12 protein-coding genes are annotated in these 13419 nt (G+C 55.5%); 9 read left to right on the top strand and 3 right to left on the bottom strand.

Features of this window, described 5'->3' with window-relative positions; all coding sequences use genetic code 11:
- The first annotated feature begins 202 nt into the window (after window positions 1-202).
- From ACWWD9_RS10590 to ACWWD9_RS10575, 4 genes are all read left to right on the top strand, one after another.
- On the top strand, window positions 203-3658 hold the full coding sequence (locus tag ACWWD9_RS10590) for a hybrid sensor histidine kinase/response regulator (RefSeq protein WP_015829553.1): 3456 nt from the start codon (window positions 203-205) through the stop codon (window positions 3656-3658).
- A complete protein-coding gene (locus tag ACWWD9_RS10585) occupies window positions 3642-4586 on the top strand; it encodes a response regulator transcription factor (RefSeq protein WP_013441543.1) in 945 nt (314 codons plus the stop codon). The genes ACWWD9_RS10590 and ACWWD9_RS10585 overlap by 17 nt, the downstream gene beginning before the upstream one ends.
- Window positions 4587-4711: 125 nt before the next feature.
- The gene (locus tag ACWWD9_RS10580; RefSeq protein ID WP_455866995.1) at window positions 4712-7069 is read left to right on the top strand and encodes a protein kinase domain-containing protein; all 2358 of its coding nucleotides are present in this window, start codon (window positions 4712-4714) and stop codon (window positions 7067-7069) included.
- A 62-nt stretch (window positions 7070-7131) separates the two neighbouring features.
- Complete coding sequence (locus ACWWD9_RS10575) at window positions 7132-7392, top strand: DUF2789 domain-containing protein (RefSeq protein ID WP_013441545.1); 261 nt, start codon at window positions 7132-7134, stop codon at window positions 7390-7392.
- Between the two features lie 59 nt (window positions 7393-7451).
- Here ACWWD9_RS10575 and ACWWD9_RS10570 read toward each other — a convergent pair whose 3' ends face one another.
- From ACWWD9_RS10570 to ACWWD9_RS10560, 3 genes are all read right to left on the bottom strand, one after another.
- Window positions 7452-7766 (bottom strand): hypothetical protein, encoded by a 315-nt coding sequence (locus tag ACWWD9_RS10570; protein WP_238525339.1) that lies wholly within the window; start codon window positions 7764-7766, stop codon window positions 7452-7454.
- A 120-nt stretch (window positions 7767-7886) separates the two neighbouring features.
- Entirely contained in the window at window positions 7887-8144 is a 258-nt protein-coding gene (locus tag ACWWD9_RS10565) for a hypothetical protein (protein WP_455866994.1), read from the bottom strand.
- Window positions 8141-8725 (bottom strand): DNA-3-methyladenine glycosylase family protein, encoded by a 585-nt coding sequence (locus tag ACWWD9_RS10560; RefSeq protein WP_455868154.1) that lies wholly within the window; start codon window positions 8723-8725, stop codon window positions 8141-8143. Before ACWWD9_RS10560 ends, ACWWD9_RS10565 begins: the two co-directional genes overlap by 4 nt.
- A 330-nt stretch (window positions 8726-9055) precedes the next feature.
- Here ACWWD9_RS10560 and thrS point away from each other — a divergent pair, with 330 nt between their 5' ends.
- The 5 genes from thrS to pheS all read left to right on the top strand — a co-directional run bounded on the left by thrS (window position 9056) and on the right by pheS (window position 13418).
- Window positions 9056-10978, top strand: coding sequence for a threonine--tRNA ligase (gene thrS / locus ACWWD9_RS10555; protein ID WP_455866993.1), 1923 nt, complete (start codon window positions 9056-9058; stop codon window positions 10976-10978).
- Between the two features lie 42 nt (window positions 10979-11020).
- A complete protein-coding gene (gene infC / locus ACWWD9_RS10550; protein ID WP_015829557.1) occupies window positions 11021-11545 on the top strand; it encodes a translation initiation factor IF-3 in 525 nt (174 codons plus the stop codon).
- 153 nt (window positions 11546-11698) lie between these two features.
- Entirely contained in the window at window positions 11699-11896 is a 198-nt protein-coding gene (gene rpmI / locus ACWWD9_RS10545; RefSeq protein WP_013441551.1) for a 50S ribosomal protein L35, read from the top strand.
- An 11-nt stretch (window positions 11897-11907) separates the two neighbouring features.
- Window positions 11908-12270 (top strand): 50S ribosomal protein L20, encoded by a 363-nt coding sequence (gene rplT, locus ACWWD9_RS10540; RefSeq protein ID WP_013441552.1) that lies wholly within the window; start codon window positions 11908-11910, stop codon window positions 12268-12270.
- A gap of 161 nt (window positions 12271-12431) precedes the next feature.
- Window positions 12432-13418, top strand: a complete 987-nt coding sequence (pheS, locus tag ACWWD9_RS10535) for a phenylalanine--tRNA ligase subunit alpha (protein ID WP_455866992.1) — start codon at window positions 12432-12434, stop codon at window positions 13416-13418.
- Window position 13419 lies beyond the last annotated feature (1 nt).

Below are 13419 nucleotides of genomic sequence, written 5' to 3'. Positions count from 1 at the left end.
CGTATCGCCCGATATTTATGATTTTGGTGTTATAAAACACTGACTATGCGCAGAGCTGGCAGGTAAGGTGCATCTCTTTGAAATACGTCATTTGACGCAGTGCGAAAAGTTTTGAGCTTGCGTAGGATGAAGTGGGGCAGGTTTGTGCCAAACAAATAACAAGGCAGCAGGGGGCATTGCTGCGCTATATGGCGGAAATGAAATGGCAGACGGGACAGTCAATCAGGGGAAATTGAACGGCGAATCCATGGCGACGCAGCGTATCGTGAAGATACGTCGCGACTACAACACATGGGTCGCCAATGAGACCCTGGAAGACTACGCCCTCCGATTCACTCCCCGCTCTTTCCGCAAATGGTCGGTGCTGCGCGTGGCGAATACCGCATTCGGCGCCATTTCCTTTCTGGTGCTGGAGGCCATAGGCGGCACCATCGCCGTCAACTACGGGTTTATCAATGCCTTCTGGGCCATCATGGCCGTCGGTCTCATCATATTCATGACCGGGCTGCCCATCAGTTATTACGCTGCCAAGTATGGCGTGGACATGGATCTGCTGACCCGTGGCGCCGGCTTTGGCTATATCGGCTCAACCATTTCCTCCTTCATCTACGCGTCGTTCACTTTTATTCTGTTTGCGCTGGAGGCCGCCATCATGGCCTATGCGCTGGAGCTCTGTTTCCATTTGCCCTTATGGATAGGGTATATGGTGAGCGCGCTGGTGGTCATTCCGCTGGTGACGCACGGGGTGACGCTGGTGAGCCGCATCCAGATGATCACCCAGCCGATATGGCTGGTGCTGCTGGCCTTGCCTTTCATTTTTGTGATCTATAAAGATCCGGACATACTCAATCGCCTGCATGCCTATAGCGGCAGTTCCGGCCTGCATGGCGAGTTCAACCTTCTGATGTTTGGGGCCGCCATTGCCGTGGGTATCGCCCTGATTCCGCAGATAGGCGAGCAGGTCGACTTCCTGCGTTTCATGCCGGAAAAAACCGAAAAGAACAAATGGCAGTGGCATGCGGGCGTGTTGCTGGCGGGGCCAGGCTGGATATTGCTCGGCATCCTCAAAATGCTGGGTGGCGTGCTGCTGGCGTATCTGGTGATTGAGCAGGGCGTCAGCCATGAGCAGGCGATCAACCCGACGCATATGTACATGGCAGGGTTCAATTACGTCTTCTCATCACCGCAAGTGGTGCTGGGGGTCACGACCTTGTTTGTGGTGATCTCGCAGGTCAAGGTCAATATGACTAACGCTTATGCCGGTTCGCTCGCCTGGTCCAACTTCTTCGCGCGGCTCACGCACAGTCACCCCGGACGTGTGGTGTGGATGGTGTTCAACGCGCTGATCGCCGTCATGCTGATGGAACTCGATGTATTCCAGGCGCTGGAGCAGGTGCTGGGGCTCTACTCCAATATTGCGATTGCCTGGATTGCCGCTGTGGTGGCCGATCTGGTGATCAACAAACCGCTGGGCTTGAGTCCCAAGGGCATCGAATTCCGCCGCGCCTATCTGTTTGACATCAATCCGGTAGGGGTGGGCGCGATGCTGTTGTCATCCGTCCTGTCCATCCTGGCGTTTTCTGGCACCTTCGGCCAGCAGGCGCAGGCGTTCTCGGCCTTTATTGCCTTGTTTACCGCCTTGTTGGCATCGCCGCTGATTGCCTGGGCCACGCGCGGCCGTTATTACATTGCGCGTGAGCCGTTCAAGTTCACCTTGCCGCAATCCAGCATCCCCATGCGCATCGCCAAATGCTCGGTGTGTGGCAATGATTACGAAACTGACGACATGGCGAACTGCCCGGCCTACCAGGGCTTCATCTGCTCGCTGTGCTGCTGCCTGGACGCCCGCTGTAATGATGCCTGCAAACCGCAGGCGCGTTTCTCCGAACAGTGGCAGGACATGCTCAAGTTCGTCTTCCCCAAGGCCTTGTGGTCCTATTTGCAGAGCGGTCTCAGTAACTATCTGCTGCTGATGGGGGTCACGCTGACCTTCCTGGGCGCCCTGCTCGGGCTGATTTACTTCCACGAAACGCTGATACTGGAGAAAAGTGCCGCCGCCGCTTTGCTGGGGCCCTTGCGGCTGGCCTTCCTCAAGGTATTTGCAGCGCTGGTGTTTGCCAGTGCGGTGATCGCCTGGTGGCTGGTGCTCACCAGTGAAAGCCGCCGTGTGGCGCAGGAAGAATCCAATCGCCAGACTGGATTGCTGCTGCGCGAAATCGAACTGCACCGGCAAACCGACGCTGAGCTGCAACAGGCGCGCCAGGTGGCCGAGCAAGCCAATCAGGCCAAGAGCCGCTATATCACCGGCATCAGCCATGAGTTGCGCACGCCGCTCAACAGTATTCTTGGCTATGCCCAGCTGCTGGATAACGATGTTTCCATTCCCGCTGCCCGCCAGCCCGCCATCCGCGTGATTCGGCGTAGCGGTGAGCATTTGCTATCGCTGATTGAAGGGACGCTGGATATTGCCCGTATCGAGAGTGGCAAGTTGACCTTCGATATCAAGCCCTTGCGCCTGCCGGAGTTTATCCAGCAGGTGGTCGATATGTTTGAGCTGCAGGCCCGCAACAAGGGCTTGACCTTCAGCTACCAACTCACTGGCGATCTGCCCGACATGGTGCGCGCCGACCAGAAGCGCCTGAGCCAGATCCTGATCAACATCCTGGGCAATGCTGTGAAATTCACCCGGCAGGGCGGCGTGGTATTCCGGCTGCGCTATGCGCGCGAGCTGGCTGTCATCGAGATCGAGGACACCGGCCCTGGCATTCTGAAAGAGGAGCTGGATGAAATCTTTGAGCCTTTTGCCCGGGGCAGTGCGGCTAATAACAGCACGGTGGCAGGTACCGGCTTGGGGCTGACCATCAGCAAGATGCTGACGCAGTTGATGGGCGGCGAGCTGAGTGTGCGCAGTGTGGTGGGCAGTGGCACCGTGTTTCAGATACGTCTCTTTTTGCCGCAAATTCACAGCAGCAACGAGATGCAGTCGGTCATCATTGCGCAGCCTGTGGCTTACAAAGGCCCGCGTCGCCGGGTGTTGGTGGTGGATAACGAGCATGTGGACCGCGAGCTGATCATCAATATTCTGGAGCCGCTGGGCTTTGAAATGGCGCAGGCGGCCAATGGGCGCGAGTGTCTGGAGATATATCCCAATTTCCGTCCCGATCTGATTTTGATGGATCTGGCGATGCCGGTGATGGATGGCTGGGAAGCGAGCTACATCATACGCAAGGTGCATCAATCCGATGTCTGCATTGGGATTGTTTCGGCCAATGCTTTCGACAAGGGACTGGAAAACACGGCCGGAATTCCGACCGAAGACATTATCCTCAAGCCGGTGAATGTGTTTGAGCTGCTGGGCTGGATGGGTAACCGCCTGGGCCTGGAGTGGGTGACACGCGCCGAGAGCGTTGCCGAGGAGCCACCTCCACCACCGCAGGAGCCCTTGCTATTCCCGCCGCCGGAGTTTCTGCATGAGTTGCAGTCGTTCCTGAAAATCGGCTTTGTGCGTGGTGTAGCAGAAAAACTGGAAGTCATTGCCTTGCTGGGCCCACAATACGGCCCCTTTGTGACCTTGATGCAGCGGCTGCTGAAAGAATTTCAGCTCGATGCCATGCGAAAAATACTGGAAGAAGTGAGTCTCCATGAAAAAAGCGAATGATGACCGTAGCGCGCAGACGGTTGTTCTGATCGTTGACGATGTGCTGGATAACCTGGCGGTATTGCATGATGCCCTGGATGAATCCGGCTTTATGGTGCTGATTGCCCAGGATGGCGCAACGGCCCTGGCGACAGCGGCACAGGCGCAGCCTGATGTCATTCTGCTGGATGCCATCATGCCGGGGCTGGATGGCTTTGAGGTATGCCGTCGCCTGAAGCAGGAGCTGGTGACGCGACATATTCCGGTGATTTTCATGACTGGCCTCACCGAGTCCGAAAACATTGTGGCGGGGTTTGAGGCGGGCGGCACCGATTATGTGACCAAGCCAATACGCACGGCAGAGGTGCTGGCACGTATCAGCGCACATTTGAAGACATCCCGTCTGGTACACCAGACTCGTGGCGTGCTTGATGCATTTGGCCAGGCCGCGATTGCAGTGACGCCGGGCACTGGCAAGATCGTCTGGCAGACACCATTGGCGCGGCAGTGGATGGAGCGTTATTTTGGTGAAGAAACCATGCCGGAATATAGCGCTACCATGCCGCCGGAGCTGGTGCGCTGGCTGAAAGAGCTGTTCGAGGGCGGCATTGCTGGGCTCAACAAGCCGACACTGACCATTCCGCAAGGCAGTGGCCGCCTGATCTTTACCCTGGTGGAAATCGATAACGATGACCAGTGGGTGATTCTGCTGCACGAAGAGTCGGATGCCGCCAAGATTGACGCGCTGATGACCACATTCAAACTTACCCGCCGCGAGTCCGAGGTGCTGTACTGGGCCATGCAGGGCAAGACCAATCGCGATATCGGCGACATCCTGGGTACCAGTCCGCGTACCATCAACAAGCATCTCGAGCACGTGTTCACCAAGCTCGGGGTAGAGACCCGCACCGCCGCTTCGGCGCTCGCAAGAAGCAAACTCAAGATTTAGCGTTTCCTCGTTTGGCTTTAAGACCGGATATGCTATGTTGAACCACAGGATAATAAATCCAGCAGTTCAATAACAGTCACAGCGCATGCCGTCAGCGGCAAGGCGCATCTATGGGTGGAGAGCATATGGCGGCAAAGATCGGCCGTTTTGAAATCGTGCGCATGCTGGGCAAAGGCGCGCAAGGCATTGTTTACCTTGCGCGTGACAGCCATCTGGGGCGCGATGTGGCGATCAAAACCCTGCATGCCACGCAAGATGGCATGGGCGCGCTGCTGCAGGAGGCGCGTATCGTCAGCAAGCTGCAGCACGCCAATATCGTGACCCTGTTTGATGCGGGAGAACACGAGGGCGCCCCCTATCTGGTGTATGCCTATGTGCAAGGGCAGACGCTGGCGCAGCTGCTGCACGCGGAGCCCGGGCTGCCCCTGACCCGTGCCGTGCAGATTGTCAGCAGCCTGCTGGATGCCGTTGCCTATGCGCATGCGCAGGACGTGCTGCATCTGGATATCAAGCCCGCCAATATCATGCTGAACGCGACCGGCCAGCCGCAGATCATGGATTTTGGGATTGCCCGCAGCATCAGCCAGCCACCTCAGGGCCGTATTGAAGGCTCGCCACATTACATGGCGCCCGAAATGGTCACCGGCAAAACAATCACGCCGCGTGCCGACCTTTATTCGCTAGGCATGCTGTTGTATGCGCTGGTGACGGGCCAGCCCGCGGTGGAGGGCGATGATGTGCAGGAGGTGCTACGCAAGACGCTGCATGATGCCACCACCGCGCCGTCTGAACGCAACATCCATGTGGATGCCCAGCTGGAAGCCATTATCCTGAAAGCGCTGGCAAAAAATCCGGATGACCGTTATGCCAATGCTGCCGCCATGAATCAGGCTTTGCAGCAATACCTTGACCCGACGCGCGAGGATGAAAAATCCGGGCACGACGGCAAGCACAGTACGCTGGAGTTTTTGCTGCGGCGCATGCAGAGCAAGAGTGATTTCCCGATTTTGTCGTCTACCCTGAGCGAGATCAATCGCGTGGTGGATGACGAGTCTGCCAGCACCAACATTCTCACCAAGACCATCCTGCAGGACTTTGCCCTGACCAACAAGCTGCTGCGACTGGTGAATACCGTCACCTACGGGCAGTTTGGCGGCAAGATCAACACCATTTCCAAGGCGGTGGTGATCCTGGGTTTTGAGACGGTGCGCAATGTGGCGATGACGCTGATTCTGTTTGAGTTTCTCCAGAACAAGGCGCAGGCCGCCCAGCTGAAGGATGATGTGCTGTCATCGTATTTTGCCGGGATACTGGCCGCGCAATTTTCTTCGGGGCGCAATATACGCGATGCCGAGGAGGCCATGATCTGCTCCATGTTTCGTAACCTGGGCAAGCTGTTGGCGACGTTTTATTTCTTTGAAGAAAGCCAGGAAGTCGCGCGGCTGGTGGAACAGGGCGACGGCGAGGAAAAGGCAGCGGTAAAGGTGCTGGGAATAGGGTATAGCGAGCTGGGCGTGGGCGTTGCCAAGAGCTGGAATTTCCCGCCCCGTCTGCTGGCCGGCATGCAGAGGCTGGTGGGTGAGGTGATCAAGCCCTATGGCGAGCTGGAAACCCTGACGGTGACGGTCAATCTCGCCAACGAGCTCTGTGCGGTGATCGCGCATGGCAACGCGGAGCAGCAAACTCAGGGCATACGCAAGATCATGAAGCGCTACAAGGATGCGGTGGCGATTACCGAGCCGCAGTTGCGTGCGGCGATAGAGTCCAGCCTGGCTGAAATGTCGGCACGCGCCGGTATCGTCAGCATCAATCTCGCTCAAAGCGCCCTGATGAGAAAAATGCGGCAGTGGGCCGGCGAGGAAGAGCCAGTCGCCAAACAGCCGCCTCCCGAAGTGGATAGCATGGCCGGTATCACGCGTCTGGACATGGGGCATATTGCCGATGTGGAGGATGGGGATGCTGACCGGCACGATGCCGATGCCATCCTGTCGGCGGGCATTCAGGACGTGACCAATACGCTGGTGGAAGACCATCAGCTGAATGACATCATGCAGATGGTGCTGGAAACCATGCACCGCGGCATGGAGTTTCAGCGCACGATTATCTGCGTGCGCGATGCCAAGCACAACGTGATGGCGGCCCGCTTTGGTTTTGGCAAAGATGCCGAAGCCATGCTGCCGAAGTTTCGCTTTCCTATCAGTACGGCGCCCGATGTGTTTCAGATCGCGCTCAGCAAGGCAGCGGATCTTTCCATCGCCGATATCAACGCACCGAATATCGCCGACAAAATTCCCGCCTGGTATCGCGCCATGGTGACGACGGGCAGCTTGCTGCTGTTGCCTATCGTCATCAAGGAAAAACCCATAGCCCTGTTTTATGCCGATATGCCTACCGCCAACAGCATGCAGATATCGCAGCGACAGTTGTCCTTGTTGCGTACCTTGCGCAATCAGGCCGTGCTGGCCATCCGCCAGAAAATGTAGCGCGAACGCCATGGCGTGATGGCGGTCACATTGGTAGTGAGGTCAATAATGGGAGGTAATGCATGGAAAGCCCTGCGCATGAAATGGCTCAATTGTTTGAGCAGCTAGGATTGCCTTCGGATGAAGCATCGATAGTGGAGTTCATTAGCACGCATGGCCATTTGCACACGGGTCTGGCGTTGAGCGAGGCCCCATTCTGGACGCTATCGCAGGCGGCATTCCTGCGTGAAGCCATCCAGGCCGATGCCGATTGGGCCGAAGTGGTGGACAGATTGAATGCCAGTCTGCATGCGGCGCGCGATGCGGGTGGCGACCAGGCTTGAGAAAGATGGAAGCTGGTTGGAATTAACAAAAAAGGCAGCTCAGGCTGCCTTTTTATGTATTAGCACGCCTTAAGACGGGCTATTTTGACCGTGGCGGCCGGGGAGCGATTTGCGCTCTGGCGGCTGATGGGCTGTCGACGGTGAAGTGGCGATGTCGCCCAGCTGTAGAAAGCCCACGCGGCCGAAACCACAAAGCCGGTTGTGCCGGTCAGCATGGCGCCGTCGCTTTCATTGGCAAACCAGCCTAAACCAGCGCTGAATGCGGTAAAGACAAAGGGTATGGCAAACAGAATGAAAAACTTGATAAGCATAATGTCCTTTTGGGATTTTTGATGTTGAGAAATCGTTGGTTTGGGTAAAACCAACGATTGCATTGTGACAGACATTTGTTACAGAAAAATGTAATAAATGAAAGCAATTGAAACAGCGGCTGGCTTGCGGTGGCCTTGCCAGTGGGTTTGAAGTCCACAGAGCGGTGAGCTTCAGGGCTTTGTTCAGGGCTCAGAAAGCTCAGCCAATATGGCTTGCCACTCTTCTTCCGGCGTCTCGTATTCCTCATAGCGATGGCTAGTCCTCGCATACCAGTAGCGGCTGTTGCCCTCATCGGGTTCTATCTTGTGCAACACGGCGTGAATCCAGTGCGCGATGGGATGGCCCGAGGCCTGGGCAATGTTGTGGGCGGCATCCCATTGGCCAGCCATCGCCAGATGAGTGGCTCGGGTTAATTCTTCACGTGCTGTTTCTGGCTTCATTCTACTGGCTCCTTGTCTGGCATCAGCGCGCCACGTTTACCCAGGTTGGCTGCTTGCCATAAATACCACGCAGCAATACTGCGGTAGGGTTTCCATTGTTCGCCAATCACAGCCAGGGCTTTGGGCTTAGGCTGCTCAGGCAGGTTTTTAAGCAGGCGCCAGCCTTCGCGTACGCCAAAATCATCCACCGGCAGCACGTCATTGCGTCCCAGGCTAAATATCAGCAGCATTTCTACCGTCCACCGGCCTATGCCCTTCAGCGAGGTGAGGCGGGTAATCAGCTCTTCTTCGCTCATGCCCGCAGCGAGCCTGGCGCTGGGGACGGTGCCCGCCAGCGTGGCTGCGGCAATGCCCCGGATGGCGTTGACTTTTGCCATGGATAGACCGCAGCTTCTGAGCTGTGTTTCATCCGCGGTTGCAAGCTGCTCAGGATTGGGGAAGCCATGATGCGGAAAGCTTGCCATCAGTCTGGACAATATGGCTGCAGCGGCGTTGCCATGCAATTGCTGGTGGGCGACGGCGCGTACCAGGGCCTCATAGGGTTCGCGCTGCTCGCGGCGCTGGATGGCGCAAGGCCCCACTAAGGTGACCAGGCGTTGCCAGTCCGCATCCAATCCCGCCAGAAAGCGGCTGGCTGCGATGTCTGTATTGTCAGGTGGGGCTGTTTGCATGGGCTCTCGTCATGAATGTGCGGCATGCAGGCGTGTTCAACATGAGGGGGTTTGGGCGCCTGCGTTGCCGCAAATGGGTCATAAATAGCCTAGCATGATTCAGTTGGCCAGGGATGTTGTCCAGTTTTTGCGCTTTGTGCGATAATTTCCCGTTGGGCGGCATCCTCCCCCATACGCTGGAAAGCCGTTAAATCAACGACTTTTACATCTGTAGTCCCCTTAATAGCTTGAAAGATCACTATGCCGGTAATACGTTTGCCTGACGGCTCTGAACGACAGTTCGACGCCCCCTTAACCGTTGCTGCGGTTGCGCAAAGCATAGGCGCAGGCCTTGCTCGTGCCGCACTGGCAGGCAAAGTCACATTGCCGGGGCAGGAGCCTCGCCTGGTGGATACGTCTTTCGAGATCGCCGAGGATGTGGACCTCGCCATCATTACGGACAAGGATGCGGACGGCCTTGAAGTCATTCGCCACTCCACTGCCCACTTGCTGGCGTATGCGGTCAAAGAGCTGTTCCCGGAAGCCCAGGTAACGATTGGCCCGGTCATTGATAACGGCTTCTACTATGACTTTTCCTACAAGCGCCCATTTACGCCGGAAGATCTGGAAGCCATTGAAAAGAAAATGGCCGAGCTTGCCAAAAAGGATGAGCAGGTCACCCGCAAGGTGTTGCCGCGCGATGAAGCCGTGGCGTATTTCCAGTCCATAGGCGAGGCCTACAAGGCCGAAATCATTGCCTCCATTCCGGCTGATCAGGATGTGTCGCTCTATACCGAAGGCAATTTCACTGACCTCTGTCGTGGTCCTCATGTGCCCTCCACTGGCAAGCTCAAGGCATTCAAGCTGATGAAGGTGGCTGGCGCTTACTGGCGTGGCGATTCCAACAATGAAATGCTGCAACGCATTTACGGTACTGCCTGGGCCAAAAAGGAAGACCTGGAAGCCTATCTGCACATGCTGGAAGAAGCGGAAAAGCGCGATCACCGCAAGCTGGGCAAGCAGTTGGACTATTTTCACATGCAGGACGAAGCGCCTGGCATGGTGTTCTGGCATCCGCGAGGCTGGAACTTGTGGCAGGAAGTGGAGCAGTATATGCGCGGCCTGTTCCGTCAGTACGGTTATCAGGAAGTCAAAACGCCGACCATCATGGACCGCTCCCTGTGGGAGAAGTCTGGTCACTGGCAAAATTACCGTGAAAACATGTTCACCACATCCTCGGAAAACCGCGATTATGCGGTGAAGCCGATGAATTGCCCTGGCCATATCCAGATATTCAACAGTGGTTTGCACAGCTATCGTGACCTGCCCCTGCGACTGGCCGAGTTTGGCTCCTGCCACCGCAATGAGCCCTCTGGCGCATTGCATGGTCTGATGCGCGTGCGTGGGTTTACCCAGGATGACGCACACATTTTCTGTACTGAAGATCAAGTAAAGCAGGAAGTTGCGGACTTTATTGTCATGCTGTACCAGGCTTACAAGGATTTTGGTTTTAACGATGTGCTGGTCAAGCTCTCGACTCGCCCTGAAAAGCGCGTGGGTTCTGATGAAACCTGGGATAAAGCCGAAGCATCCCTGGCAGCGGCATTGCGGGAAAATAATCTGGCATTCGACCTGCAACCGGGCGAGGGCGCGTTTTATGGTCCCAAAATTGAATTCACCCTGAAAGACAGCCTGGGCCGCCTGTGGCAATGCGGTACCATACAGCTGGACTTCAACTTGCCAGAGCGCCTTGGTGCGGAGTATGTGGCTGAGGACAACACGCGCAAGCACCCTGTGATGCTGCATCGCGCCATCGTCGGTTCCATGGAGCGTTTCCTGGGTATCCTGATTGAAAACTATGCCGGAGCGATGCCTACCTGGCTCGCCCCTGTTCAGGCCATGGTCCTCAATATCACCGATAGCCAGTCTGCTTATGTGCAGGAAGTGGTCGCCGAACTCAGGAAAAACGGCTTCCGGGTCGATTCGGACTTGAGGAATGAGAAAATAACCTATAAAATTCGCGAACATAGCTTGCAGAAGCTGCCTTATCTGCTAGTGGCAGGTGACCGCGAAATGCAAAGCGGACAAGTGGCTGTGCGTACCCGCAAGGGTGAAGACCTTGGTTCCATGTCGGTGAGCGCTTTTATAGAGCGACTCAAGGCGGACGTTCGCGCCAAGGTTTAAATTTATGCATGGCCGTTTAATGATTAATTTGGAGAATTTGCGATAGCTCAAGAAAAAGAAATACGAATCAACGGTGACATCACTGCACAACAGATTCGATTGGTGGGGGTTGATGGCGAGCCGCTGGGGATCATGAGTCTCAATGAGGCTTTTGCAAAAGCGGAAGAAGCTGATATTGATCTGGTTGAGATTGCGCCTCAGGCGCAGCCGCCAGTCTGTCGCTTGATGGATTACGGCAAATTCAAATATGCCGAAAGCAAGCGTCAGCACGAGGCTCGTCTCAAGCAGAAACAGGTTCAGGTCAAGGAAGTGAAATTCCGACCAGGCACGGATGAAGGTGATTACCAGGTCAAGCTGCGTAGCCTGATCCGCTTTTTGCAGGAAGGCGACAAGGCCAAGATTACCTTGCGTTTCCGTGGCCGTGAAATTACCCACCAGGAACTTGGGCTCGCACTTTTGAAACGTGTGGAAGCCGACTTGCAGGAACATGCGGTGGTTGAGCAGTTCCCCAAGATGGAAGGCCGTCAGATGGTGATGGTGCTCGGTCCGCACAAGAAGCAGAAGTAAGTGCATTAACTTCAGCCCGTTATTGCGTTATAATAGCGGGCTGTTTTGATGATGACTGGCGCTAAGTGGTGCCAGTATCAAGCAGCAAGAGGTAGCGACGCGGCTAAAGGCATGCCCGATCGCTCTTTTTTATTGTTCCTTCAGGAGAAAAAAATGCCAAAAATGAAAACCAAGAGTGGCGCCAAAAAGCGCTTCAAGTTCTTGGGTAATGGCAAGGTTAAGCGTACCCATTCGCACCTGCGCCACATCCTTACCAAGAAGACCACCAAGCAGAAGCGTAACCTGCGTGGCACGGCTATTATTTCCGCAACTGACGTCAAGCGCGTACGCGCCATGATGCCAACTCAATAAGGAGATAGAGCATGCCTAGAGTAAAACGTGGTGTCATCGCCCGCGCACGTCATAAAAAGGTTTTAGACGCTGCCAAGGGTTACCGTGGTCGTCGCAAGAATGTATACCGCATTGCCAAGCAAGCGGTAATGAAGGCTGGTCAATATGCATACCGTGACCGTCGTCAAAGAAAGCGTCAATTCCGTGCCTTGTGGATCGCGCGTATCAACGCCGGTGCACGTGAGTATGGTTTGACATACAGCCGTTTCATCAACGGTCTGAAGAAGTCTGCTATTGAAGTGGATCGTAAGGTATTAGCCGATCTGGCTGTGTTCGACAAAGTGGCATTTGCCAAGTTTGCCGAGCTGGCAAAATCGGGCCTTGCTGCCGCTTAAATCCGGCAATTGAAAAAGGAGGCCTTGTGCCTCCTTTTTTATTGGGTTTTTCCCTCAGCCGTTTCGTTGTGGATTTCCGATGGAATTCCTAAATCTGAATGCTGATGAAAATGCCCTGGTTTATTGATGCATGACACATGCAAGTAAGGTCTCAAGAATATATGACACAACATCTTGATCACATCCTGAGCGAGGCACAAAGCGCGTTTGCTGCGTGTGACAATCTCAATGATCTGGAGCAGGCCAAGGCACGATTCCTCGGTAAGAGTGGTGCCTTGACCGATGCATTGAAGGGCTTGGGTAAACTTTCAGCCGAAGAGCGTCCCGCCGCCGGTGCGGCGATAAATGTCGTGAAGCAGGGCGTAGAAGAAGCTTTGCGCAGCCGTCGCGATACGCTGTTGCTGGCGGAGCAGGAACGTCAGCTTTCCAGCGAGGCTCTGGATGTGACATTGCCAGCCCGGAGTGGTGATCGCGGTGGCGCACACCCGGTTTCGCTGACGCTGGCACGGATTGAGCAACTGTTTCATTCGATCGGTTTTGATGTGGCTGAAGGTCCGGAAATCGAGTCCGATTTCTATAATTTCACTGCCCTGAATATTCCTGAAGATCACCCTGCGCGTGCAATGCACGACACGTTTTATGTGGATGAGCAGCATGTGTTGCGTACGCACACCTCGCCTGTGCAAGTCCATTACATGCAGAACAAGACCCCCCCACTTAAAATCATTGCGCCTGGCCGCGTGTATCGCGTGGATTCCGATGCCACTCACTCGCCCATGTTCCATCAGGTGGAAGGCTTGTGGGTCGATGAAGACATCAGCTTTGCCAACCTCAAGGGCGTTGTGCAGGATTTCTTGCAGCGTTTCTTCGAGCGCGAAGATCTGGAAGTGCGATTCCGTCCTTCGTTTTTCCCCTTCACTGAGCCCTCTGCCGAAATGGATATGAGCTGGAATGGTGGCTGGCTGGAAATCGGTGGGTGCGGCATGGTGCATCCCGAAGTGTTCAAGCATGTGGGCATCGATAGTGAAAAATATCGTGGGTTTGCCTTTGGGCTCGGCGTTGAGCGCCTGACGATGCTGCGGTATGGCGTGAATGACCTGCGCTTGTTTTTCGAAAACGATCTTCGCTTCCTCAAGCAGTTTGGTTAAC

The organism is Methylovorus sp. SPW-M1 (genome assembly GCF_053848825.1).
Note: the sequence above shows the minus strand (reverse complement) of the source record. Positions and strands in the feature narration are given on the sequence as shown.

What these genes read in the sequence shown, in the direction of transcription:
- pheS (WP_455866992.1), top strand. Translation starts at nt 12,432, where the DNA reads ATGACACAACATCTTGATCACATCCTGAGCGAGGCACAAAGCGCGTTT.
- ACWWD9_RS10590 (WP_015829553.1), top strand. Translation starts at nt 203, where the DNA reads ATGGCAGACGGGACAGTCAATCAGGGGAAATTGAACGGCGAATCCATG.
- ACWWD9_RS10580 (WP_455866995.1), top strand. Translation starts at nt 4,712, where the DNA reads ATGGCGGCAAAGATCGGCCGTTTTGAAATCGTGCGCATGCTGGGCAAA.
- ACWWD9_RS10570 (WP_238525339.1), bottom strand. Translation starts at nt 7,766, where the DNA reads ATGCAATCGTTGGTTTTACCCAAACCAACGATTTCTCAACATCAAAAA.
- ACWWD9_RS10565 (WP_455866994.1), bottom strand. Translation starts at nt 8,144, where the DNA reads ATGAAGCCAGAAACAGCACGTGAAGAATTAACCCGAGCCACTCATCTG.
- rpmI (WP_013441551.1), top strand. Translation starts at nt 11,699, where the DNA reads ATGCCAAAAATGAAAACCAAGAGTGGCGCCAAAAAGCGCTTCAAGTTC.
- ACWWD9_RS10585 (WP_013441543.1), top strand. Translation starts at nt 3,642, where the DNA reads ATGAAAAAAGCGAATGATGACCGTAGCGCGCAGACGGTTGTTCTGATC.
- ACWWD9_RS10575 (WP_013441545.1), top strand. Translation starts at nt 7,132, where the DNA reads ATGGAAAGCCCTGCGCATGAAATGGCTCAATTGTTTGAGCAGCTAGGA.
- thrS (WP_455866993.1), top strand. Translation starts at nt 9,056, where the DNA reads ATGCCGGTAATACGTTTGCCTGACGGCTCTGAACGACAGTTCGACGCC.
- rplT (WP_013441552.1), top strand. Translation starts at nt 11,908, where the DNA reads ATGCCTAGAGTAAAACGTGGTGTCATCGCCCGCGCACGTCATAAAAAG.